The sequence below is a fragment of the Streptomyces sp. WI03-4A genome, from assembly GCF_033792105.1.
GTDB classification, from domain to species: domain Bacteria; phylum Actinomycetota; class Actinomycetes; order Streptomycetales; family Streptomycetaceae; genus Streptomyces; species Streptomyces collinus_A.
On record NZ_JARAUO010000001.1, the window covers coordinates 308,841 to 331,561 of the forward strand.

General features: G+C 66.8%; 21 protein-coding genes and 1 pseudogene. 6 read left to right on the top strand and 16 right to left on the bottom strand.

The window, feature by feature from the left end; genetic code table 11:
* Positions 1 to 421 precede the first annotated feature (421 nt).
* From PV343_RS01440 to PV343_RS01495, 13 genes are all read right to left on the bottom strand, one after another.
* Complete coding sequence (locus PV343_RS01440) at positions 422 to 805, bottom strand: hypothetical protein (RefSeq protein WP_319144883.1); 384 nt, start codon at positions 803 to 805, stop codon at positions 422 to 424.
* 47 nt (positions 806 to 852) lie between these two features.
* Positions 853 to 1,818, bottom strand: coding sequence for a phage tail tube protein (locus tag PV343_RS01445; protein WP_319144884.1), 966 nt, complete (start codon positions 1,816 to 1,818; stop codon positions 853 to 855).
* Between the two features lie 232 nt (positions 1,819 to 2,050).
* The gene (locus PV343_RS01450; protein WP_319144885.1) at positions 2,051 to 2,518 is read right to left on the bottom strand and encodes a hypothetical protein; all 468 of its coding nucleotides are present in this window, start codon (positions 2,516 to 2,518) and stop codon (positions 2,051 to 2,053) included.
* Complete coding sequence (locus tag PV343_RS01455) at positions 2,515 to 3,393, bottom strand: hypothetical protein (protein WP_319144886.1); 879 nt, start codon at positions 3,391 to 3,393, stop codon at positions 2,515 to 2,517. Before PV343_RS01455 ends, PV343_RS01450 begins: the two co-directional genes overlap by 4 nt.
* A gap of 8 nt (positions 3,394 to 3,401) precedes the next feature.
* Positions 3,402 to 3,641, bottom strand: a complete 240-nt coding sequence (locus tag PV343_RS01460) for a hypothetical protein (RefSeq protein WP_319144887.1) — start codon at positions 3,639 to 3,641, stop codon at positions 3,402 to 3,404.
* Between the two features lie 76 nt (positions 3,642 to 3,717).
* A complete protein-coding gene (locus tag PV343_RS01465; RefSeq protein ID WP_319144888.1) occupies positions 3,718 to 5,058 on the bottom strand; it encodes a phage major capsid protein in 1,341 nt (446 codons plus the stop codon).
* Positions 5,059 to 5,207: 149 nt separating this feature from the next.
* Complete coding sequence (locus tag PV343_RS01470; protein WP_319144889.1) at positions 5,208 to 5,909, bottom strand: HK97 family phage prohead protease; 702 nt, start codon at positions 5,907 to 5,909, stop codon at positions 5,208 to 5,210.
* Positions 5,909 to 7,150, bottom strand: coding sequence for a phage portal protein (locus tag PV343_RS01475; RefSeq protein ID WP_319144890.1), 1,242 nt, complete (start codon positions 7,148 to 7,150; stop codon positions 5,909 to 5,911). Before PV343_RS01475 ends, PV343_RS01470 begins: the two co-directional genes overlap by 1 nt.
* Positions 7,151 to 7,308: 158 nt before the next feature.
* The gene (locus tag PV343_RS01480; RefSeq protein WP_319144891.1) at positions 7,309 to 8,823 is read right to left on the bottom strand and encodes a terminase large subunit domain-containing protein; all 1,515 of its coding nucleotides are present in this window, start codon (positions 8,821 to 8,823) and stop codon (positions 7,309 to 7,311) included.
* 29 nt (positions 8,824 to 8,852) lie between these two features.
* Complete coding sequence (locus PV343_RS01485) at positions 8,853 to 9,251, bottom strand: phage terminase small subunit P27 family (protein ID WP_319144892.1); 399 nt, start codon at positions 9,249 to 9,251, stop codon at positions 8,853 to 8,855.
* A gap of 297 nt (positions 9,252 to 9,548) precedes the next feature.
* On the bottom strand, positions 9,549 to 9,887 hold the full coding sequence (locus tag PV343_RS40235; protein WP_415923438.1) for an HNH endonuclease: 339 nt from the start codon (positions 9,885 to 9,887) through the stop codon (positions 9,549 to 9,551).
* A 247-nt stretch (positions 9,888 to 10,134) separates the two neighbouring features.
* Positions 10,135 to 10,581 carry a hypothetical protein gene (locus PV343_RS01490; protein ID WP_319144893.1) on the bottom strand — a complete coding sequence of 149 codons (447 nt, stop codon included), beginning with the start codon at positions 10,579 to 10,581 and terminating at the stop codon, positions 10,135 to 10,137.
* A gap of 519 nt (positions 10,582 to 11,100) precedes the next feature.
* Complete coding sequence (locus PV343_RS01495) at positions 11,101 to 12,825, bottom strand: recombinase family protein (RefSeq protein WP_319144894.1); 1,725 nt, start codon at positions 12,823 to 12,825, stop codon at positions 11,101 to 11,103.
* Here PV343_RS01495 and PV343_RS01500 point away from each other — a divergent pair.
* The 4 genes and pseudogenes from PV343_RS01500 to PV343_RS01515 all read left to right on the top strand — a co-directional run.
* A pseudogene (locus tag PV343_RS01500) lies at positions 12,809 to 13,720 on the top strand (ATP-binding cassette domain-containing protein); the annotation flags it as partial. The gene PV343_RS01495 and the pseudogene PV343_RS01500 overlap by 17 nt on opposite strands.
* Entirely contained in the window at positions 13,717 to 15,498 is a 1,782-nt protein-coding gene (locus PV343_RS01505) for an ABC transporter ATP-binding protein (RefSeq protein ID WP_319144895.1), read from the top strand. The pseudogene PV343_RS01500 and the gene PV343_RS01505, both read left to right, overlap by 4 nt.
* 459 nt (positions 15,499 to 15,957) lie before the next feature.
* On the top strand, positions 15,958 to 16,428 hold the full coding sequence (locus PV343_RS01510; protein WP_319144896.1) for a DUF5709 domain-containing protein: 471 nt from the start codon (positions 15,958 to 15,960) through the stop codon (positions 16,426 to 16,428).
* Between the two features lie 51 nt (positions 16,429 to 16,479).
* Entirely contained in the window at positions 16,480 to 16,743 is a 264-nt protein-coding gene (locus PV343_RS01515; RefSeq protein WP_319144897.1) for a type B 50S ribosomal protein L31, read from the top strand.
* 14 nt (positions 16,744 to 16,757) lie between these two features.
* Here PV343_RS01515 and PV343_RS01520 read toward each other — a convergent pair whose 3' ends face one another.
* Entirely contained in the window at positions 16,758 to 17,552 is a 795-nt protein-coding gene (locus tag PV343_RS01520) for a metal-dependent hydrolase (protein WP_319144898.1), read from the bottom strand.
* Between the two features lie 145 nt (positions 17,553 to 17,697).
* Here PV343_RS01520 and PV343_RS01525 point away from each other — a divergent pair, with 145 nt between their 5' ends.
* Positions 17,698 to 20,211 carry a DEAD/DEAH box helicase gene (locus PV343_RS01525; RefSeq protein WP_319144899.1) on the top strand — a complete coding sequence of 838 codons (2,514 nt, stop codon included), beginning with the start codon at positions 17,698 to 17,700 and terminating at the stop codon, positions 20,209 to 20,211.
* A gap of 19 nt (positions 20,212 to 20,230) precedes the next feature.
* Positions 20,231 to 21,097, top strand: a complete 867-nt coding sequence (locus PV343_RS01530; protein WP_319144900.1) for an acyl-CoA thioesterase — start codon at positions 20,231 to 20,233, stop codon at positions 21,095 to 21,097.
* A gap of 9 nt (positions 21,098 to 21,106) precedes the next feature.
* Here the strand turns inward: PV343_RS01530 and PV343_RS01535 are convergent, their stop codons facing one another.
* Positions 21,107 to 22,150, bottom strand: coding sequence for a DUF6397 family protein (locus PV343_RS01535; RefSeq protein ID WP_319144901.1), 1,044 nt, complete (start codon positions 22,148 to 22,150; stop codon positions 21,107 to 21,109).
* Positions 22,151 to 22,275: 125 nt separating this feature from the next.
* Positions 22,276 to 22,689, bottom strand: coding sequence for a roadblock/LC7 domain-containing protein (locus tag PV343_RS01540; RefSeq protein WP_319144902.1), 414 nt, complete (start codon positions 22,687 to 22,689; stop codon positions 22,276 to 22,278).
* Positions 22,690 to 22,721: the final 32 nt, after the last annotated feature.

Sequence of the window (22,721 nt, forward strand, 5' to 3'; positions counted from 1 at the left end):
GGCCCGTCCGCACGCCGGGGGCTCCGGTGGCCTTGTCGGGGCCCTTGTGACCCCAGCGAGGGCGGCCACGCATGCCGCCCTTGATTCGCGTCTTGGTGTAGGAAGTTGCCTTTTTCAGCGCAATGCGGGTGCCCTCATTCGTGGCCACCTGCATGTCCCCCAGGACTGCGCCAACTTCCTTGACACCCTTGATGGCGACGCCCATCTCACTAGGCATTTGCGGCCCTTTCGTCAATGATGGCCTTGGCCTTTTCCACGGCGTCATCAACGGCCAGCAGCCAGTCAAGGGAAACGGCCGACTCGTCTTCCAGCGCGGACGGCGGACAGTGCAGCAAAGTGCACAGCCGCCAGGTCCGGTATTCCTCCGCTGGCAACTCATCGGCCGTGTAGGTCGACCCGCCTGTGTGGGTCAGAGCCTCCGTTAGGCGCCGGAGGCTTCGGTAGGGGAATCCGCCGCCGGAGACGGGTCAAAGTCAGGGTTGAGCTGTGACAGGAACGGGGCAACGGCCTCGCGCAGGGCGTCAAGGTCACGGCCGGAAAGATCCTGGCAAGCGTCGACGCTGACCGGGAAACCGTACGACCAGCCAGCGACCAGCGCCGCAACAAGCGAGTCGTTCAGATCCTCAAGCAGGTCGAACGCCTCGCCCATACCGGCGGCAATCTTGAGCTGAGCGTCAGGGGTCAGGTCGACCCCGTCAGCCTGATGCTTGGCTTCCTCAACGGCGTTCACGAATGCCGGAAGGCCAGCGAGCCGGGTCTGAATTCGCTTGATAGGGCGCCGCTGTCGCTCGGTAACGTCTGCCACCTCACGGAGGTCAGCCGTAGCGCCGGAAGGGAGATTGATTCGCTGCATTACTTGTACGTCCCGGAGGTAACGGCGTTCTGGAGAGTCACCTTGATAGGCGAGTAGCCGCCAGACGCGCCAATGTCAGTGGTGTTGGCCAGGGCGGTAAAGGTGATCGGCACCTCAATGTAATCCTTGCCCCGGGTGATGTCCGCAGCGCTGATAGAGCACTTGGACATGTGAAGCTTGAGCGAAACCAGGGTGGCACCGGCGCCGGAAGTGAAGGTGAAGTCAATGGCAGGCTTGGCCGTGGTGAGGTACTGAGTAAGCGCCGTGTCATCTTCCATGACAAGGGTGGCCTTACCGTCGACCTGAACCGGGCCGGACCAAAGCTGCGCGGGTGCCTGAGTGCCGTCGACAGAGTTGATGATGGTCACGGACCGCTTGATGTTCACCTCTCCGTCAAGCAGACCCGCCTGTGTGACACCGGCAATCTGCGCGACACCAGCCCAACCGACCATCGGAGGGATAGCGGTGAATGACGTGGTAGGCGCCGCCGCCGTAATGCTGCCGAACGTGGTCGCCTTGGCGGAGTAGGTCAGCAGACCATCGGCGGTGAACTTGAACCCAAGCTCACTGAACTTGGCGCCGGGGTACTGCCGGTTACCGGCCACATAGTTGTCATTCAGCGTGTAGGACGTGGGCTGGCCACTCCCCGAGTTGAGGACGCTGAAGACATGGGAGAATGGAGCGCTCGCGCCCGTGGTGACCACGTCGCTGAGGAGACCAGCCAGCGGGAAGCCGACCGTATCCGGGAACACGTCGCCGTCGAAATCGACCGTGCCGGAAAGCACACCGGCTATCTGGTCGTAAACGTCGACCAGCGCGCCCCGGTAACCCTTGTCGTCCAGAAGGGACAGGTTGTCCTTGGGGGTGATCTGGGTAACCGGAATGAACTGGGTCGCCGCTACCGGAGTGCCCGGCGTGGTTTCCTTGGCAATTCCGAGAAAACTAAGCTGAGTAGCCTTAGGCATTACGCGCCAACCTCCGGGGCGTCAAAGGAATCCGTACCCGGCAGATCGTCAACCGGGTCAGGGTCGGGAACCGGGGGCGGAGCCACATCCGGCTTAGGGGCAGATCCGGCCAGCGAGAAACGGCCGTCCCCAGGGTCAGACTCAAGCGTCACGCTGTCGCCTGGCTTCACGTCCAGCGAGAGTGACGGGTAGTAGCGCTCATCGGAGCCGCTGTAAGTGAAATCAGGCATTCCTAGATCCTCGTAACGCATGCGATTTCGACAGTTACGCACGCTCGCTTGCCGCCGTGCTCGCTGTCCCACTCAACCTCAGCGTCGTCGCCCTTGGGTCGGGCCATGATGACGTTTCCGCCAAGCGTGAGATCCGTGCGGACAATGGCAATCACGCCGTCAGCTAGCGTCATGGCTCGCTCATAAGCCACTTGACCGCTATCACTTCCACGGAAGCAGTCGATCACGATCTCAACCGTGTAATCCTCATCAAGCCACCCGGCGCCGCCTCCGCCGACCATGGCGCCAACCTTGAGGGTCCGGCGTACACGGCTGATAGCAACAATGTCGTCGGGATTCTCCGGGCCGGGAGCGTCGAACACGACCGCCAGCGAGGCACGGACGTTGGCAGGGTCAGGGGCAAGGTTCGCGGTGCACTGGTCATAGAGCCACTGACGGACGGCTGGCGCCGTCGACTTTGGGATGGTCACGCGATACCCGGCCCCCTGTAGTACGGCTGCCACAGCTCCAGCACACGGGACGGAATGGCGAAGCCGGTCGGAATGACCGCCTCTCCCCCGTCATAGGCACTGCTGTTGAACTTGGGCCGCCCGCCGCCCTGCTGGGTCATCTGCCATAGGTGCCGGATTAGCTCCAGCACGCCGAGCCGGACAGTCCAAGGAACGGCACCGGCGCGACCGGCCGTGTACACAACCTTGATGTTCTTCGAGCCGAAAGCGAACGTAGCCGCCTCGCCGCCGAACGTGCGCCGGGTGATTTCGCCGGTGCTGTAGTCGACCGTGAAAGCGAAAGCGTCCGTCTGGCCGCCTAGATCCTGCTCGGTCAGCGGATAGGCGCTCAGACCGTAGTACTCCGTTGCCGACAGCACGCGAGATATCGGGACTACGTCCGGCACCACCTTGCTACGCCCGCCGTCGAACCACTGGGTATGTGTTTCCGGGATGAACGGGCCGCAATGGTTCCGGGCAATCTCACCGGCGGCAAGGATGAATCCCTGTAGTTCGTCGTCCTGCCGGTTGTCGTTGGGCGGAATGTTGAGATGCGCCTTGACGGACGGAAGGTCTACAAGCTGCTCGGCCCCCGTCTCTCGCACCTGAAACTGGGTCTCCGCCGACCAGCCGGTTGCGGTCCAGCGAACCAGCCAGACACCCGGCAGGCTCACACCGCTCAGAACGGCCGTGTACGCCCCGCTGACGGGCCCGGAGACCGCTGGGGTGGTGACGGAGCCAGACGGGTCCGTGACGGCCACAGAGACCGCCCCAGGGGCCGTAAGGGGGTTGCCGCTGTCATCGGTCGGCGTGACAGTCAGCGGAACATCCTGGCCGACGAAATAGATCAGCGACATGAGTCCCCCTACTCAGCCGTCTTGGTCGCCCGCTTGGCCTTGGTCGCCAGCGCGTCAGCGGTAGCCGTCTTGGCCTCCGTGAGCATGGCGCGCAGTCCCTCGCTCAATCGCCCCGGGTCGACCTTTTCAAGCTCACCGGATACCCATGCAAGCTGCTCACGAACGGCAGCTTCGCGCGGCTTGTCGCCGTCCTGCTGTGCGTAGCCAAGCTCAACGACTAGGCCAGTCGCGTAATTGATCGGATTCAAGAATTCTCCTCAGCCAGACGGCCGGGAGCAGCTAGTAAATTTACTGACTGCTCCCGGCCGTTACGGGGTCACCAGACTAGAAGGTCGGGGCGACCAGACCGGTACCGTTGATGACGGAAATCGACTTCGGGTATCGGGCAGGCTGGAAGGACATGTAGTTGTACAGACGGACGAACACAGAGAGCTGGTTCGCGTACGTCTGCGGGAACGCCTCAGCCTTGACGTTGCCCTCCCAAGCCATGAGGTCCGCCAGGCGAGCAACAATGATGGGGTCCTGGTTGGTACCGGCACCAAGGTTGGTCGGAAGCAGGGAATCGACGTAAACCGGGAGACCCTGAATCGTGCCGACAAAGCCCTGAGAGGCAACCTCACCCTGGTTGGCGAGCGCGTTCATGGGCGAGTTGGCCGACGGAGTCACCAGCGGGCGACCGGTCGAGTCAGAAGCCGCCAGCAGGTAGGCCCACCGGCGCGGGTGCATGATGATCGTGTCCGGCGGCAGGAATCGGTTCGTGTGAACCGTCTGAATCGCGTTGGCGATCTGGGAGTACAGAAGCGCGACGGTCGGGGAGGCCGACGTGTAGGTAATCGCGTTGGTGCCCGACAGAGTCAGGATGCCGGTGGGGTTACCACCGGTGCCGGAACCGCTCAGGATCAGCGAGTTGTACTGCTGAGCGTAGGCGGCAGCCAGGTCAGCCAGAATGACGTCATCAACGTTCAGCGGCGACTGCTCAATGAGCTGAAGCGAAACAGTCTGGCCACCGGCGATGGTGGTCACGCTGGAACTGATAGACGTGGTGGTCAGGTCAGTCTGCTGAACCGCAGTGTTCTGAGTGCCCTGAACGGCAACCGCAGTGCCCGTGTTGACCTTGGGCACGTTGATGGAGTCGGTACCGGCCGGGAGTGCCTGAGTCGGCACAAGGTTGCCGGTAATGCGACCCGGTCGAGCGAGGCGAACAAATTCCTTCTCAAGCCACAGGGGCGGAACGAACTCGCCACCGGCGCCGTTGACAGTCGTCAGCGCACGCTGCTCAGCCGCACGACCCCGGTTGTTGCGCTGGAGTCGATCCATGGCCTGCGCGTCGCCATTCTGGCGAGCATTCCACATGTCGCGGAAGTACGACTGTCCACCAAGGCCGGACCGGTAGATCTCAGGCTCATTCACGGAGGTGACAGAAGCCTTGGGCGCATAGCGCTTGGCCATCTCAGCGGCAGCCTCATCGGCCCGAACCTGAGCGTCAAGCTCGGCAATGCGCTCATCAAGCGAGCGAATCTCAGCCTCACCGGCGTCGAAAGAGGCTCGCTGCTCATCGGTCAGCGCATTGTCAGCGCCGCGAGCCTCCGAAAGGATGCCGTCCAGCTTTTCACGCTCAGCAGAGCGCTTGGAAACCAGATCGGCAATGAGGGAACGCTTGTCCATTAGGGACCCTTCTAGGTTCGATTCTTGGGGAATCGCCCACCGTAAAAGTCAGGTGGTGCCCTAGGTGGTGCCCTGTGTTGCTTAGGGTCCGGCGTAGGGTCCGGCGTGAACCGGATGGGCGGAGGCAGTCAGTAAATTTACGAACTGCCTCAGAGACTCAGGCGGCGCAAGCGCGCCTCATACAGGGAAAGATCCTCGCTGTGCTTGGCCTCAGGGGCAGGTGCCCGGTCGGCCAGCATGTCAGCAAGCTCGGGAACGGATCGAATTAGCTCCGCCAGCCGTTCACGGTCCAGAGTGCCGTCAGTCAGCGCACTGCGGAGGCTGGTCATTCCGGCGGTGTGCGGATTGGCGCCGTAGTTCACAATGGATACGTCGCCCTTGTTGAGGTTCACCTCAGTGATATCGCGCTGGCTGTAGTCCGGCGACCACTCCTGACGGGTGACTCTGAAAGCGAACGACATTTCGTCAAGGTCGCCCCGCTCCATAGCGCTGCGAATGTCCCGGACCTGGCCGTTGCCTGGGTCTAGGTCGGCTTCCACGTGCAGACCGGTGCTGTCCTCGCTCAGTCGCATGGTGCCGGACTTAGTCCGCGCCAGCGTCATGCCGTCATGGTTGAGCTTGAACGGCACGTCGGCGCCCTCAGCGAGCGTCTTTGAGAACGCCCCCCGGCGGACAACCTCCGTGTAGTCGCCTAGCCAATCCTGCATTTCATACGGCGTTTCGGTAACCGACGCGTAGCCGGTGAACCGAAGGGTGCCGTTGGCTGCCTCGCGCAGCTCCATGCCCTCAAAGGGGCGGGAACGATTCTCGCGGACATTGCGCCGGTCGGCGCGGCTCATGAAATCAGTCACTACAGCACAGCTCCCAGCGCGTCAGCCTTAGGCGCCGTTGGTGACGCCTCGTTGTCTTTCATCTTGGGTGCCGACGAATTCAGCGGCATGGCAATGTCGTCTCCGCCGTCAACCGGCGCGTAATTCTCAAGCGCGCGGATCTCATTGACGGTCAGAATTCCGGTGCTGCGTGCTGCGGTATAGACCGCGTAACGCCCCGCCGTGTCGGTCCTAAGCAATGCGTCAGCGTTGAAACGTGCGCTCTGGGGCTTGGGGAGCATGGTCGACCATGCGTCTTCAAACCGGCCGAGCCACGGCCCCAGCGTGTAAGCGAGGAAGCCTAGACCCTGCTGTTCAATGCCGGTGCCCCATGACGTTGTCTTGTCGACCTGCCCCAGCATGTGGGGAGGAATGCCAAAGATCATGGCAATGTCGAGATTCTGCGCGGCCCGGGTGCCGAGGAACTGAGCGTCTTCAGGCGAGACGGAAATAGGCTTCCACTTGGCGCCACCGGACAGCACGCCGACCGTGTGAGAATTCTTCAGTCCGCTATGGGAGGCGCTGAAATTCTCCTTGATCTGCCGGGCGCGATTCACGTCTAGGTCAGCGTCGATTTCCACCACGCCGGTCATGTGCGCGCCCTCGCCAAAGAAGCGAGCGCCGAATTCCTCAGCGGCGAGCCCAAGACCGATGGCCTGCCGGGCGTAAGAGATCACGCTCATACCGGTGGGCGCCTCAGGCAGCGCCATACCCATGAGGTGGACCACGTCCTCAGACGGAACCGACTGCCGGTCAATCTCGTACTTGCGTACGCCGTACTTATCGAATTCACAGCGGACCCGGTCCGGGTGAATCACACGGAGCCGGATGGGCCGGTTGTAGGTATCCCGCGCGAGCACAAGGCAATAGGCATTGCCCCGGAGCAGAAGGGACACCATCATCTGGCTGAAGCCTTCCCGACGGGTCGGCAAGCCAGCGGAGGACGATCCGCCGAACGGGTCAGCAACGATGGCCGGGGGCGGTTCAACCGTCTTCCGGATCTCGCCGTCAGCCTTGACGGAGTCGAACGGAAGCCCTGAAACGGCGTCTGAGAGCAGCCGGACGCATGCGGCGACTGCAAGTAGCTGTAGCGCCGTTTCGTCCGTCACAGGGACGCCTGAGGCCGTGTAGGCGGCAAGCGAGCCGTTGGACGGGATGGTCCAAGGGTCTCCCCCACCGGAAGGTGCATAGAAGCGCTGCGCTGCGCGCTTTAGCATGCTCATCGGTCGACCACCCAACTACCCACCAGCAAGCCGACACCAGCCAGCGCGAGGCCCAGAATCGGGTTGAACTCCCAACCGGCACCAACAAGGCAGCCGACGCCTAGAAAATCTGCAATTTCGGCTAGCGTGCGCCGATTGGGTCGCTTCAATTTCGATCCTTACAGGTCAGCCCAACTGAAGAATTGGGGAACGGGTGCAACCTCCGGTTCCTGACAGGCTCGCTCCAGCGCCATGACAGCGGAAACGGCCAGGTCGATCTTTCGGGGCGAACCCTTGGCGTCCTTGCTGAGGCGCGAGCCGCGCGAGTCGGTACGGAGCACACAGTTAGACAGGTGGCGAGCTAGTCGCGGGTCACCGGAGTGCGCAACCGTCTTGTTCATCACGGCCTCATAAAACCGCTGGGTCGCCGGGACCATCCGGGAGGGAGACTGCGGGAATTCCACAATCGGCAGCCCCTCGGACTCAAGAATCTGGTAGGTGCGAGCCCATCGGAACGGGTCACAGACGATTTCCCGGACCTGCCAGCGACGGCAAGCCTTCCGGATCTCGTCTTCCACGCTGAAGATATCCACCGACCAGCCGTTAGAGGCGTCCGTAGGTTTCTCCCATGCGGCGACCACATCAATTAGGGGCTTGTCGTCCTCGCCAGCGGGGCAGGAAACGACCACCAGCGCTGTCGAGTCGTTCGTGAACGAGCCGTCGAACCCTAGGACAACCTCAGCGCCGTCCGGGATAGTGCCGCCGGTTTCGCAGTCATCCCAGGCACCGGCAGGCAGCCAGGCTTGCGCCGTGGAAACCCACTGGTTCAGTCGCTTGGTGCGGTACTCCGCCTCAGGCGTGCGCAGGACAGACGACTTAAAGTCTTCCTCGCTGACAATGTCGTTATAGCCAGGGTTAGCGGCTGCCCACACGGCCGGGTCGTTGTGGTCGGCACCTTCCGGCGCTCCCCACCACTCGAAATAGAAAGCCGGGTCCTCAATCTCGCCCCGGATGATCTTTTCTCCGTATTGGTACATGCCGTAACACAGCGAGTCGCCGCCGGAGCTATCCGACTTGACGCCCGCCGTGGTAATGCCGACCATCATCGGCTCAACACGTGCACCGGAGGCGAGAGACATAACGTCCCATAGCTCTCGGGTCGGCTGTGCGTGGACTTCGTCCGCAATTGTGAGGTGCGGATTCAGACCTTCCTTGGTGAAAGCCTCCGCCGACAGCACCCGATAGACGGAGCCGGTAGCCGGTAGCTCAATGGCGTCGCGGTAGACGTTGAAACTGTTCGCCATTTCCGGCGCCATTTCAATCATCTTTTTCGCTGTGCCGAACACGATGCGCGCTTGTTCCTTGTCAGCGGCGATGGAGTACACCTCGCCGCCCTTGGGGCCGGACACCAAGCCATAGATGGCCAGCGCAGCACCCACGGCAGACTTACCGTTCTTGCGCGGCATGCCGATGAGCGCCTGACGGTGCTTGTAACGGCCGTCAGCGCGCCGGGCGAGCAGGCGACAGAACAAGCACGACTGCCACGGGCGAAAGCGCAGCAAGGTGCCGCTGTCGCCGCCCACGGAATCCTTGGTGACCCTCAGGAATGACTCACTGAAATTCACGAACTGGGAACCGTCGCCCCGCGCAATGTCCTCATCGGATACCGGCGTCAGCAGATAGGGGGCGCTCACGCCAGGCACCTCCGGGGCAGTTAGTAAATTTACCGACTGGCCTGCTTGCTGAGGAAATCCTCAAAAGCGTTGCGGGCCTTGACTTCCGCGAGCCCCATCCGGGTGCGGTCCGTAGGCGTCAGCCCCAGTGCGCTGAATAGCTTGGCTATCTCTGTCTCAATGGTGGACAGCATGCCAACCAGCGGATTGGGGTACGCGTACATCTTGTCGGTGTAGAGGACTAGATCCATCGTGGCCAACTGCGCGCGCATTAGCTCTCGCCGGTCGACCTTTTCGCACAGCAACTCAAGGGTTGGCTTATCCGTCTCAGCGAGCCAGGCGGCGCCAGCGGTAATCCGGCGGTACATTTCGGCGCCAGCCTCGCCAAGGTGCGCGGGTGCGCTCTCAGTGACCGGGGCGACTGCCGTAGTGTCGGCCAGAGCAGGCATGGGGCGCTGTCCGGGATTCCCCAGTTTTCGCTTACGCTCCGTGGGGACCGGCGGTCGACCAGCAGGCATGCGGCCACCTCCGGATTTCCGTATACGTATGCAGGTCCGGAGCGTTTTAGAGGCCAAACCCCCGGGGTCAGAATTTCGCAGCGATGTTTCAGGGCCTGGGGGCCGGGTCCCTGGGGAACGCGCCTCCGGACATTCGACCGCCCCCCCACCTGCATACATATGCGGTCGAGCAGGTCGGTCTATGCATGCCTATGCAGTCACAGCGAGGCAGGGCAGAGCACCTGATTACTACAGCGCGTCACGCTTTCGCGCGTTGCAGCCCCGGCAGAGAACACGGAGGTTGGATGGCTCATGGCCACCACCCTTGGCCAGCGGCACTACGTGGTCCACGGTCAGGTCGGCACTGGCATGGCTCGGCACTCCCCACCCCGGGCAAAGATCACCATAGCTAGCCCTGTGCTCTGCTAGTACCTGCCTGGCTACTGCTCTGTATCTACTGGTATAGCCCCTGCTATGTGCACTGCCACGCTGCTTATTACGGCGGGCCAGGTACTCAGCCTGGCACCCATCACAGCGAGAGGGGTTAGTAGTAAGGCGCTTGCATATAAGGCAGGGTCGACGGGCCACGGCTACCAGCCTTCCGGCAGGGTAGCTACGGGCTCCGTATCAGGCTCAGGGGCAGGCTCCGGAGTACAGTCACAATTGGGCAGCGCCGAACTATTGGGGCCGGAACATAGGGCGCCGTGAACCAGGGCAGCAAGCTCAGCGGAAATGCTATGCGAGCCGCACGCATATACGGGCGCCACAGCGTCCTCAGCCTGGCGCCTATTCCAGACCACCAGCGCGGACGAACCGCAGTTACCACAGGCAGGCATTACGCCCCAATCAGCCGGGCCAGGTCGCCGGGCGCAACGTCGCCGGATACACGACCCGGGAATAGCGGAATACCAGCGTCGGCATAGCACTGCGCGACAAGCTGAGAACAGATCATGTGGTGAGTCTCGCCTACGAATTCCTCAAGGGAGTCGAGATACGAATACGGAGTGCCGATGTAGCCGACCGCAGCGCGCACGATATTCGCCCGCTGAGACCCCGTCAGATTGAAGTCGGAAAACACGACTCGTCTATCTGTGGGCAGCGGGGAACGGCACGCTCCGCCCGGTTGGGCCTCCACGATCTCGCCGTTACCCACGTACACGAAAGCGTGCGTGAAATAACTCCCGGAGCCAATGAGGCGCTGACCTAGGCTGACAGCGCGACCGGTGAGACCGGATATACGCGTCAGGCCAAAGTCGCCCGGCTGAGGGTTGAATTGCTTCACGGCACCCCTCCGGGCAGTTGGTAAATTTGCTAGGTGATCGGCGGAAGGGGCAGGATTCGAACCTGCGAACGGCCGGTTATGTCCGGCTTCCTGATTCCTCCGGAATCCCTACCGATGACGGCCAGCCGCTCAACCCTGGGAGAGTTAGGGGAGCAGGCTGGCCGAGAGCAAGAGGACACACTGACCGCCGGTGGCCATACGGCCGGGTAGGGCGCGCGGTAATCCCCCCTGCAACCTCACTGGACCGCAAACACTGTCCGGGGCTACAGCGGGCCGGGTGGTGTTTCGTGGGGGACGTGGTGAAAGAGGGGTCGAGCTGGGTTAGAACTCAATGCGTACAGGTGTTTATGTGAGACGCATACAACAAACACCACTCACCCCACAAAGCGCCAGGTCAGCCCTTTGCGCTGTCGGGCGGAACGCCACTCCCTGTGGTGAAGTTATCCACAGGCGCCTGTGGATAACATAAGAAAGCCCCGCTATCCGCTGGGGATAACGGGGCTCACTGTGTGGGCTAGTTCACACCCATCTGAACGTCAGCCGGTCCTCAATGGGCGTCCGGTCGCCCCGACCAATCAGCGAGGGCGCAACCGTGACGGAGATCAGGGCCGACTGGAGCAGCATCCGCCGGTCACTCAGGGGGGTGTTTTCGTCGTTGAACGATTCCCGCAACAGGTCGGCATCCATGAGCGCCCCAAGGTTCCCCTCAACGCTGAGGCTTTCGAGCTTGGCCGTCATGGTGGTGATGGTCGCATGCTGCTGAGCGCTCAGTTCCTCGAACCGTTCTTCGTCCATCCGACCCTTGACGTAGTAGTCGTCTTCCAGCTTCTTTACGCGCCCCTGTGCGGCTTCTAGGGCGCTGCGGGCGTGCTCCCTCTCCGCCTGAGTCTCAGGGTCGCTGTAGGCCAGCCAGCGGCGTGCAATGTCGTGTAGCACGTCGTCGTCAGGCTCCAGCGCGGTCACGTGCCTTATCCACGTCTCAGCGACGGCAAACTCAAGCCGGGGGGCTCGCGTGCTGATTCCCTCACACGTGCCCTTGGTCGCCCAATTGACGCATCGGTAATAGCCCTTATGGTGTCGCATCCAACCGTTGCAGCGCCCACAGCGGAGAATGCCGGTAAGCAGATATTCCGCGCCTCGCTTGCCCTTTCCGCTGTCGCCGGTCCTTTCGGCAAAGCTGGCCTTGATTGCGTACCACTCACCCGGAGTAACCACTCCGTTACCGCACAGAATGGCATTCCCCTTGTCATCAAGCAGGGGTTCCTTGGTCTGCACCCATTTACCGGTGGGATTCCCGTATTCGTCCATCACCCTTTCCGTGCGCGGAATCATTCCGCCCCACAGTGGCGACTGGACAATGCGGCTGACTGCGGAGCCGCTGAATTCCGCCCCGGTCCTCAGCCGGAAACCTTCTGCGTTCATGCGCTTAGCGGCAGCCGTGCCGGTCAGTCGCTCGCCCGGCTTACCGCTGTCGTCCACCCACTTACCCAAGAGGAGATCCGCCAGCCGCCGGGCAGCCTTGTATTCCTTCGGGTGATGGGCGACCGTGCCGCTGGCCTTTCCGTCCTCAAGCCGGGGGCTGATCAATCCGAACGGCGGCAGGCCGGTTCCTCGCCGTCCCTCAAGCCGGTGAGCGGCCAAGCCAGTGTTCACCCGAAGGGTGATGTCCTTGGCTTCCTCGCGCGCCCTCTCGCTGAGAATGGCGAACACGATTCGGGCACCCGGCCGACGGCTGTCCAGACCCTCAGTGGTCGACACCAGCCCAGCGCGACGGCGGTCGAACTCATCCAACATCCGGCCGACGGCCCCCATGCCTCGCCGGTCGAAACGGTCCGTCTTCCAGAAAGCCAGCGTCTTGGACAGACCGCCGAAGACGGCCTCAGTAGCGTGCTCAAACTGGGGGCGCCGTACATAGGTCTTGGACGCACTCAGTTGCTCGAACCAGACGTGCCGGATCTGCATCTCACCCATGTCGTCCGGCCAGCGGTGCCGCACAATTTCCCGGAGGTGCTGGCGCATGGTCGCAAGATCCTCCCGTTTCTTGCTGCGCCTCAAGTACGCTTCCACCAGCCGTTCCGGCGGCGCTGTAGCCGGTTCCCACAGACCGAGAGCTTTCAGCTCATCGTCTTCAAACCCCAGCGCCTTGAGCGTGGCGTAGTCCTCGCGGTGCAACGGTCCCTCCCCTGTCTGAGTGCCTGTCAGCACTGTACCCCTTTCCGTCATGGATTTCGAGGAGATCGCCATGGCGTACTCCTTCTCCCGGCCCGCGGCGAAACGGGCCGCGCGGGTCCTGTCCCTGGAGCGGTCCACGTCGGCCGACGGCTCCCGCGCGGCGGAGGCGCCGGGCGGCGACCTGTACGACCCGGCCACCGGTCTGCTCGCCGACTCGGGCCGGCTCACCGCCGTGGTGTGCGGCGACCCGGACGCGGCCGGACGGCTCGCGGAACGCCTGGGCGGCCACCCCACCGAACCGGGTCCCTCGGTCCTGCTCGGCGGCGTCCCCCTGGACGAACTCCCGCTGGACAGCGCCCGCACCGCCGTCCTGGTCCAGGACAAGGACCCGGTGCTGCTGTCCGGGTCGCTGCGCGACCTGCTCGACGTGCCCGCCTCCGGCGCCGTGCCGGCCGCGGACGCGCTGGCGGCCGCGCAGTGCGGGGACGTGCTGGACGCCCTGGTGCAGGGGTCGCTGGACGTCGCCGACCCGATGGACGCCCGTGTCACCGAACGCGGCCGCTCCCTGTCGGGCGGCCAGCGCCAGCGGCTCGCGCTCGCCCGCTCCCTCGTCACCGACCCCGAGGTGCTGGTGCTGGACGAACCGACCTCCGCCGTCGACTCGCACACCGAGGCCCGCATCGCGGACGGACTGCGACGGCTGCGCTCGGGGCGGACGACGGTCGTGTTCACCTCCTCGCCGCTGCTGCTGGACCGCGCGGACCGCGTGGCCCTCGTCCACGAGGGCTCGGTCGTCGCGGTGGGCGTGCACCGCGAACTGCTGGACACCGAGCCGCGGTACCGGGCCGTGGTGACACGCGAGACCGACGACGAGGCGGCCATGTCCGGCACCGGAGCCGACCTGGCCGAGGACAGCGCCCTGCTGGACGCCCTGGAGAACCTGGAAGAGATCGAGGAGAGCGCATGATCGGCGTTGCGCCACCGGCGTACGACCCGGCGGCCCCGACGACCGCCACCACCCTGCCCGTCGGCGCCGCGTCGACCGTGCGCGCCTACGCGACCGATCTGTTCCGCCGGCACCGCCGGGCCTTCCTGCTCCTGATCGCCGTCAACACCGTCGCCGTGGTCGCCTCCATGGTGGGTCCCTATCTGCTCGGCGGGCTCGTCGAACGGGTCTCGGACGGGGCCCGGGAACCGCATCTCGGCCTGATCGCCGGTCTGTTCCTGCTCGCCCTCGTCGTCCAGGCCGGGTTCGTACGGCAGGTGCGGCTGCGGGGCGCGGTGCTCGGCGAGCGGATGCTGGCCGATCTGCGCGAGGACTTCCTGGTCCGCTCCGTCGGACTGCCGCCGGGCGTCCTGGAGCGGGCGGGCACCGGCGACCTCCTCTCCCGCATCACCACCGACATCGACCGCCTCGGCAACGCCATGCGCGAGGCCGTACCGCAGCTGGCGATCGGTTTCGTGTGGGCCCTGCTGCTGCTCGGCGGTCTCGTCGTGACGGCCCCGCCGCTCGCGGCCGCCGTGCTCCTCGCGGTGCCGGTCCTGGTCGTGGGGTGCCGCTGGTACTTCAAGCGGGCGCCCGCCGGCTACCGCTCCGAGGCAGCCGGCTACGCCGCCGTCGCCGCCGCGCTCGCCGAGACGGTGGACGCGGGCCACACCGTCGAGGCGCACCGCCTCGGGGCCCGCCGCATCGCCCTGTCGGAGCGGCGGATCAAGGAGTGGACCGCCTGGGAGCGCTACACCCTCTGGCTGCGGTCCGTGCTCGTCCCGGTGATCAACGCCGTCCACGTCATCGTGCTCGGCTCGGTCCTCATGGTCGGCGGCGCCTTCGTGCTCCAGGGCTGGATCGGGGTAGGGCAGCTGACGACCGGCGCGCTGATCGCCCAGATGCTCGTCGACCCGGTGAACCTCATCCTGCGCTGGTACGACGAGGTACAGGTCGCCCAGGTGTCGCTGGCCCGCCTGGTCGGGGTCCGGGACATCGAGCCGGACGCCGGGGACGCCTCGGTGGCACCCGGCGGACGGGACGTGCACGCCGACCGGGTGCGCTTCGGCTACCGCGAGGGCGTCGACGTGCTGCGCGAGGTCTCCCTCCAGGTCGCCCCGGGCACCCGGCTGGCCCTGGTCGGCCCGTCGGGCGCGGGCAAGTCCACGCTGGGCAGGCTGCTCGCCGGCATCTACGCGCCCCGCGACGGACGCGTCACCCTCGGCGGCGCGGAGCTGTCCCGGATGCCAGCCGAGCGGGTCCGCTCGCACGTGGCCCTCGTCAACCAGGAGCACCACGTCTTCGTCGGCTCCCTGCGCGACAACCTGCTGCTGGCCCGCACCGGCGCCACCGACGCCGAGCTGTGGGCGGCACTGGGCGCGGTCGACGCGGACGCCTGGACGCGGGCGCTGGACGACGGACTGGACACCGAGGTGGGCTCCGGCGGGCTGTCGCTGACCCCGGCACAGGCCCAGCAGATCGCGCTGGCCAGGCTGGTGCTGGCCGATCCGCACACCCTGGTGCTGGACGAGGCGACCTCCCTGCTCGACCCGCGCGCGGCCCGCCACCTGGAACGGTCCCTGGCCCGCGTCCTCGACGGCCGCACGGTGGTCGCCATCGCCCACCGCCTGCACACCGCGCACGACGCGGACGTGATCGCCGTCGTGGAGAACGGCCGCATCAGCGAGCTGGGCAGCCACGACGAGCTGGTCGCGGCGGAGGGGGCGTACGCGGCGCTGTGGCACTCGTGGCACGGGTGAGACCTCGCCGGGCCGGCGAGGGCACCGGGTCCGAGGGCCCGTCTGACCGTCCCGGTGCCCCGTCCGGTGCGCGGTGAGCCGTTCGCTCCCCCTTCCGGTCCCGGCCCGGCGCCGCATCCACCCCGGGCCCGGGGGAAGGTGCCCGGGCGGGGGCCGGTGACGGCAGCCGGACCAGGGCGCATGGGCCCGCGCGGGCAGGTCGGGGCGGCGACGCGCGCACAGGTCGAGGCCGTCGGGGCAACCCTGTGCGGGCGGGGCCGTGCGGCGGCGCGGGGCGACGGTGCGTGGCCCGTGCCGTTGCGGAGAGCCGAACAGGGGTGGAAGGCTGGAAAGCGGCACAGGCTCGGGGAAGGTCAGGGAGCCCTCCGGTTCCCGCCGCGTGCGCCCCGTGCCGAGCGTGCCGGCGGCACGTCGCCCCTCACGGGGGGACGAGGCCGTACTCACCACCAGGAGGTACCCGTGGACAGCGCCGACGGATGGGGGGACGACGTCTACCAGCCCGATGCCTCGGAGATCCGGGAGGACTCGGGCGTGCTCGACGTCGAGGACACACTGGACTTCGACGGCGTCGAGGACCCCCTGGACCGCGGCTGGTCCCCTCCCGAGCGGCCGTGGGCGGTGGAGCACACCGGAGTGACGGCGCGCGAACGCCAGACCGGGGAGACGCTGGACCAGCGGCTCGCGGAGGAGCTGCCCGACGCCGAGGCGCCGGACGGCGACGGCATCGGCGACTGCGACGGCGGCGACGGGGAACTCCTGGACAACGAGGTCGGCCACATGCGCTCCGGCCGCCTGGTCGCCCCGGACGAGGGCGCGCACGAGGACGAGGAGAGCGCCCTGGTCGCCACCGACGTCGGCATCGACGGGGCCGCGGCCTCCGCCGAGGAGGCCGCGATGCACATCGTCGACGAGGACTCCCTGTCCGGCTGACACGGACGGCACCGACGTCCCCTGCCCGACCGCCCCCTCCGAGGAGCCGCCATGCAGCAGGACAAGCACCCCGAGTACCGGCCCGTGGTCTTCCGGGACCGCGCCGCCGGCTACGCCTTCCTCACCCGCTCGACCGCGAACAGCGAGCAGACCATCGAGTGGGACGACGGCGAGACCTACCCGGTGATCGACGTGGAGATCTCCTCCGAGAGCCATCCCTTCTACACGGGCAAGGCCCGCACCGTCGACACCGAGGGCCGCGTCGCCCGGTTCGAGCGCCGGTACGGCGGGGCCGGCCCCGAGGGGACGACCTGAGGGAGTCCGCAGCCTCAGATCACGTTGAGGGCCGCCGCGCAGCCCACTCCCCCGAGCACCATGAACACGGGCATGAGCACCCTCAGCTCCACCCAGCTGCCCGCCCGGAACCGCATCGGCTTCGGCGGGCCCAGCGGGTACCAGCGCTTGCGGCCCACCGGGATCGGCCACAGGATCGGGCAGCCGGACACGGTCAGCGCGTCCCCGATGTCGTGCACCAGGGCGCCCAGCACGATCGGCAGCCCCAGCCACAGGTACTGCTGGCCCGGCTCGGTGAACAGCCAGTCGGAGCCGTTGCCCGGCTTGTCCAGGATCCCGGCGAGGATCCAGGCACTCGTCGCCGCGAGCAGCCAGACCAGGACGTCGCTGCTGGAGCCCCGGGCCGCCCGCCACAGCAGGCCCTCGATGGCCAGCACCATGTGCACGAACAGGATCGCCAGCACGGCCCAGCGCCCGCCGGCGATGGCCGTCGCCGAGCTGCCCGCGCCGATGAGGACCGCCCACAGCCAGGTGTGCGTCAGCGTGCGGTGGCCGCCCGAGCGGCGCGCGTCGCCCTTCTTCCGGGTCGCCTTGTAGACGGCGTACGACAGCTTGTCCACGATCTCGCAGATCCACCGCGAGATCGGCCCGAAGGCCCGCGAGATGGTGGCAGCCTTGTGGTCCAGGTCCGGGGCGAGCGCGGCGCCCGCGCAGATCAGCGCGCCGACCAGCAGCACCGGCCAGGGCATCGGGTGCCCGGCCGCGGCGGCCGCCGCTCCGACGCCGAGCCAGGCCGCGGCCCCGGACAGTGAGTGTGCTGGTCCCATCATGGCCGCTTCCCGCCCCATTCCTCATGTGCCGCTGTCCAGTTGACCTGGTGCGCTGCCCCTCCGTGAGCGACACAGCGTAGCGGCCATGATCGTCACTTCCGCAGCCGATTCCCCTCTGGCGGAGAAGGCCAGGCAAGATGGGTGCGTGACCCTCATCGATCAGTTGCCGCCGACCGCCGACCCCGACGCCCTGTACGAAGCCTTCGAGTCGTGGGCGCAGGAGCGCGGCATCACCCTCTACCCCCACCAGGAGGAGGCTCTGATCGAGGCGGTCTCGGGGGCGAACGTGATCGTCTCGACCCCGACCGGCTCCGGCAAGAGCATGATCGCCGCGGGCGCCCATTTCGCCGCGCTGGCCCGCGACGAGGTCACCTTCTACACGGCCCCGATCAAGGCGCTGGTGTCGGAGAAGTTCTTCGAGCTGTGCAAGCTCTTCGGCACCGAGAACGTCGGCATGCTCACCGGCGACGCCTCCGTGAACGCCGACGCGCCCGTGATCTGCTGCACCGCCGAGGTGCTGGCGTCGATCGCGCTGCGCGACGGCAAGGACGCGGACGTCGGCCAGGTGGTCATGGACGAGTTCCACTTCTACGCGGAGGGTGACCGCGGCTGGGCCTGGCAGATCCCGCTGCTGGAGCTCCCGCAGGCACAGTTCATCCTGATGTCGGCCACTTTGGGCGACGTGTCCTTCTTCGAGAAGGACCTCGCCCGGCGGACCGGCCGCCCCACCTCGGTGGTGCGCTCGGCCACCCGCCCGGTCCCGCTGTCCTACGAGTACCAGTTCACCCCGCTCACCGAGACGCTGACCGACCTGCTGCAGAGCAAGCAGGCGCCGGTGTACATCGTGCACTTCACCCAGGCCCAGGCCGTGGAACGCGCCCAGGCGCTGATGAGCATCAACATGTGCTCGCGTGAGGAGAAGGACCAGATCGCCGAGCTGATCGGCAACTTCCGCTTCACCACCAAGTTCGGCCGCAACCTCTCCCGTTACGTCCGCCACGGCATCGGCGTCCACCACGCCGGCATGCTGCCCAAGTACCGGCGCCTGGTGGAAAAGCTCGCCCAGGCCGGACTGCTGAAGGTCATCTGCGGCACGGACACCCTCGGTGTGGGCGTCAACGTGCCCATCCGGACCGTCCTGTTCACCGCGCTGACCAAGTACGACGGCAGCCGGGTGCGTACGCTGCGCGCCCGCGAGTTCCACCAGATCGCGGGCCGGGCCGGCCGGGCCGGCTTCGACACCGCGGGCCTGGTCGTGGCACAGGCGCCCGAGCACGTCATCGAGAACGAGAAGGCCCTCGCCAAGGCGGGCGACGATCCGAAGAAGCGCCGCAAGGTGGTGCGCAAGAAGGCACCCGAGGGCTTCGTCGGCTGGACGGAGAACACCTTCGAGAAGCTGATCGCCTCCGAGCCCGAGCCGCTGACCTCGCGCTTCAGGGTGACGCACACGATGCTGCTGTCGGTGATCGCCCGTCCCGGCAACGCCTTCGACGCGATGCGCCATCTCCTCGAGGACAACCACGAGCCGCGCAGGCAGCAGCTCCGGCACATCCGGCGGGCCATCGCCATCTACCGCTCGCTGCTGGACGGCGGGATCGTCGAGAAGCTCGACAAGCCGGACGCCGAGGGCCGTATCGTCCGGCTCACGGTCGACCTGCAGCAGGACTTCGCCCTCAACCAGCCGCTGTCCACGTTCGCACTCGCCTCGTTCGAACTGCTCGACCCGGACTCCCCGTCCTACGCCCTCGACATGGTGTCCGTGGTCGAGTCCACCCTGGACGACCCGCGGCAGATCCTCGTCGCCCAGCAGAACAAGGCGCGCGGTGAGGCCGTGGCCGCGATGAAGGCCGACGGCGTCGAGTACGAGGAGCGCATGGAGCGCCTCCAGGACGTCACGTACCCGAAGCCCCTGGAAGAGCTGCTCTTCCACGCGTACAACACCTACCGCAAGAGCCACCCCTGGGTCGGTGACCACCCGCTGTCGCCGAAGTCGGTGATCCGGGACATGTACGAACGGGCGCTGTCCTTCACGGAACTGGTGTCCTACTACGAGCTGGCCCGCACCGAGGGCATCGTGCTGCGCTACCTGGCCAGCGCCTACAAGACCCTCGACCACACCATCCCGGACGACCTGAAGTCCGAGGACCTGCAGGACCTCATCGAGTGGCTGGGCGAGATGGTCCGTCAGGTCGACTCCAGCCTGCTGGACGAGTGGGAGCAGCTGGCCAACCCGGAGGAGATGACCGCCGAGGAGGCCCAGGAGAAGGCCGACGAGGTCAAGCCGGTCACCGCCAACGCGCGCGCCTTCCGGGTCCTGGTCCGCAACGCCATGTTCCGCCGGGTGGAGCTGGCCGCCCTGGACCAGGTCGGGGAACTGGGCGAGCTGGACGGCGACGCCGGCTGGGACGCCGAGGCGTGGGGCGAGGCGATGGACAAGTACTGGGACGAGTACGACGACCTCGGCACCGGCCCCGACGCCCGCGGCCCCAAGCTGCTGGTCATCAAGGAGGAGCCGGAGAACGGCCTCTGGCGGGTCCGTCAGATCTTCGACGACCCCGATGACGACCACGACTGGGGCATCAGCGCGGAGATCGACCTCACGGCCTCGGACGCCGAGGGCCGCGCGGTCGTGCGTGTCACCGATGTCGGTCAGCTGTGAGCACTGGAGATTCCCACCGATGACGAACCCGGCCGAGAGACTGGTCGACCTGCTCGACCTGGAGAAGATCGAGGTCAACATCTTCCGTGGCCGAAGCCCGCAGGAGTCACTGCAGCGGGTCTTCGGCGGCCAGGTGGCGGGCCAGGCCCTGGTCGCCGCCGGGCGCACCACGGACGGCGACCGTCCGGTGCACTCGCTGCACGCGTACTTCCTGCGCCCGGGCCGCCCGGGCGTGCCGATCGTGTACCAGGTGGAGCGGGTCCGGGACGGACGGTCGTTCACGACGCGCCGCGTCACGGCCGTGCAGCAGGGACGCACGATCTTCAATCTGACCGCCTCCTTTCACAAGCCTGAGGAAGGACCGTTCGAGCACCAGCTGCCGCCGGCCCGCGAGGTGCCGGACCCGGAGTCGCTGCCGACGGTGACCGAGGAGATCCGCAAGCACCTGGGCGCCCTGCCGGAGCAACTGGAGCGCATGGCGCGCCGCCAGCCCTTCGACATCCGTTACGTCGACCGGCTGCGCTGGAACTCCGGGGAGATCGAGGGGGCCGAGCCGCGCAGCGCCGTGTGGATGCGCGCGGTGGGACCGCTCGGTGACGACCCCCTCGTGCACACCTGCGCCCTGACCTACGCGAGCGACATGACGCTCCTGGACGCGGTCCGAATTCCGGTCGAACCCCTGTGGGGAACGCGGAACTTCGACATGGCGTCCCTGGACCACGCCATGTGGTTCCACCGTCCCTTCCGCGCGGACGAGTGGTTCCTGTACGACCAGGAGTCCCCGATCGCCACCGGCGGGCGTGGCCTCGCCCGCGGGCGCATCTACGACGTGCGGGGACGGCTGCTGGTGTCGGTCGTCCAGGAAGGGTTGTTCCGGGCCCTGTAGCGCCGCGTTTCAGACCCTCGCGGGCCTCGGGGTTCTGCGCCGCAGCCAGACCCGCAGGCCGCGGGCGGCTCGCGTCGCCGTCGGTCCGCGCCTGTCGCCCGGGACCGTGGGTGGCGCGGTGGGTGCGGCGTGCGGTTCCGCCGGGCTGCGGACGGCCCAGGGGTCGCCGGCACTTGCGGTGCTCCCGATGCGCCGGGTGTTCTCGCCGTGCGCGGTCGCGGGGCGGACGGGCCTGTGGTGTCGTGGGGCCGGTCGCGCGGCGGGCTCGGTCTGCCGTGGGGCCGCTGTGTGGGCGCGCGCCTCCTCCGCCGCGCGGCGCAGTTCGCTGCGCAGCCAGCCGATCTCGTCCGCGTCCTGTGCCGTCATGAGCTCCTCGGCGAGGAGCGCGGAGGGAGAGCCCGGCGCCCCTTGGTCCGGCGGGGCCGGGCGGAAGCGGTTCAGATGGGCACGTTCGTAGGGGTCCCTGACGACGTCGTGGACGTCGACGAGCGGGAGCAGCGCGGCCAGGGCGCCGGCTCGCGCCCAGGGGTCGTCGGCCTTGCGCAGCAGGAATCCGAGGTGGCGTCCACGCCAGTTGCGGGCCCGTAGATCCACTCCCGCAGCGAGCTGGCCTCGCAGGGTCTCGGGGGCGCGGCCCTTGAGCAGGCGCGAGTTCACGCTCTGTGCGGCGAAGTGCCGCAGGTCCTCGGCCAGGTAGAGCCAGACGACGGATCGGTAGCGGTTGACGTAGAAGCGCACCGGCACCAGCAGGCCCAGGCGCGCGAGCCGGGTGAAGCGGCCCGCCGGGATGTCCATGAGCGCGGCTCCTTCGGCCGTGCCCACGACATGCACGCGCTCGTAGAGGGTGTCGGGAAAGCCGGGTTCGGCGCGCAGCCGGTCGATCTCGGCTCGCTCGACCCGGCGGCCGCCGCCCCCGCTGTCGTCGGGCACGGTGCGGATGCGGCCGAGGTGCACGGCGAGCTCGAAGTCGGCTCGCTTCAGGCCCAGTTCACGGGAAGCGCGGCCCGGCGAGTAGGTGGCGGGGCTGGAGGGGACGAAGGTGCTGTCCGGCATGGTGGTACTCCCCCGTGGAGCGGGTGGCTCACGCCTTGTGCGTTCGCCGTGCACCCACCGTATCCTTTTGCTCGCGTTCCGTGTCCGGCCTGTGGATAACCCCGACGACACGGAGAAAGCGCAGGTCAGAGCTCGGCGGACGGGGGTCGCTCGGGGTGCCGGGCGTCCACGCCGAGGTGTTCGCCGACGCGGTTGACGAGCAGGGTCATCTCGTAGGCGATCTGGCCGATGTCCGCCTCCGCACCGCTGAGGACGCACAGGCAGCTGCCGGTGCCGGCGGCGGTCACGAACAGCACGGCGTCGTCGTACTCGATCATCGTCTGGCGTACCGTGCCCGCCCCGAAGTGGCGTCCCGAGCCCTTGGCCAGGCTGTGCAGTCCGGAGGCGACGGCGGCCAGATGCTCGGCGTCTTCGCGGCGAAGGCCCGTGCTCGCTCCCGTGACCAGCCCGTCGTTGGAGAGGACCAGCGCGTGCCGTACGTGGTCCACCCGTTGGGTCAGGTCGTCCAGGAGCCAGCCGAGTCCCTGGTTGTGCGCCATGTTCGGTCTCTCCCCGTGTGACGTCTCCCCCT

Coding starts and splice junctions, on each gene's coding strand:
- PV343_RS01485 (WP_319144892.1), bottom strand. CDS start 9,251: ATGCCTGCTCTGGCCGACACTACGGCAGTCGCCCCGGTCACTGAGAGC.
- PV343_RS01465 (WP_319144888.1), bottom strand. CDS start 5,058: ATGGACAAGCGTTCCCTCATTGCCGATCTGGTTTCCAAGCGCTCTGCT.
- PV343_RS01515 (WP_319144897.1), top strand. CDS start 16,480: ATGCAGCAGGACAAGCACCCCGAGTACCGGCCCGTGGTCTTCCGGGAC.
- PV343_RS01530 (WP_319144900.1), top strand. CDS start 20,231: ATGACGAACCCGGCCGAGAGACTGGTCGACCTGCTCGACCTGGAGAAG.
- PV343_RS01535 (WP_319144901.1), bottom strand. CDS start 22,150: ATGCCGGACAGCACCTTCGTCCCCTCCAGCCCCGCCACCTACTCGCCG.
- PV343_RS01505 (WP_319144895.1), top strand. CDS start 13,717: ATGATCGGCGTTGCGCCACCGGCGTACGACCCGGCGGCCCCGACGACC.
- PV343_RS01455 (WP_319144886.1), bottom strand. CDS start 3,393: ATGTCGCTGATCTATTTCGTCGGCCAGGATGTTCCGCTGACTGTCACG.
- PV343_RS01445 (WP_319144884.1), bottom strand. CDS start 1,818: ATGCCTAAGGCTACTCAGCTTAGTTTTCTCGGAATTGCCAAGGAAACC.
- PV343_RS01495 (WP_319144894.1), bottom strand. CDS start 12,825: ATGGCGATCTCCTCGAAATCCATGACGGAAAGGGGTACAGTGCTGACA.
- PV343_RS01475 (WP_319144890.1), bottom strand. CDS start 7,150: ATGAGCATGCTAAAGCGCGCAGCGCAGCGCTTCTATGCACCTTCCGGT.
- PV343_RS01520 (WP_319144898.1), bottom strand. CDS start 17,552: ATGATGGGACCAGCACACTCACTGTCCGGGGCCGCGGCCTGGCTCGGC.
- PV343_RS01540 (WP_319144902.1), bottom strand. CDS start 22,689: ATGGCGCACAACCAGGGACTCGGCTGGCTCCTGGACGACCTGACCCAA.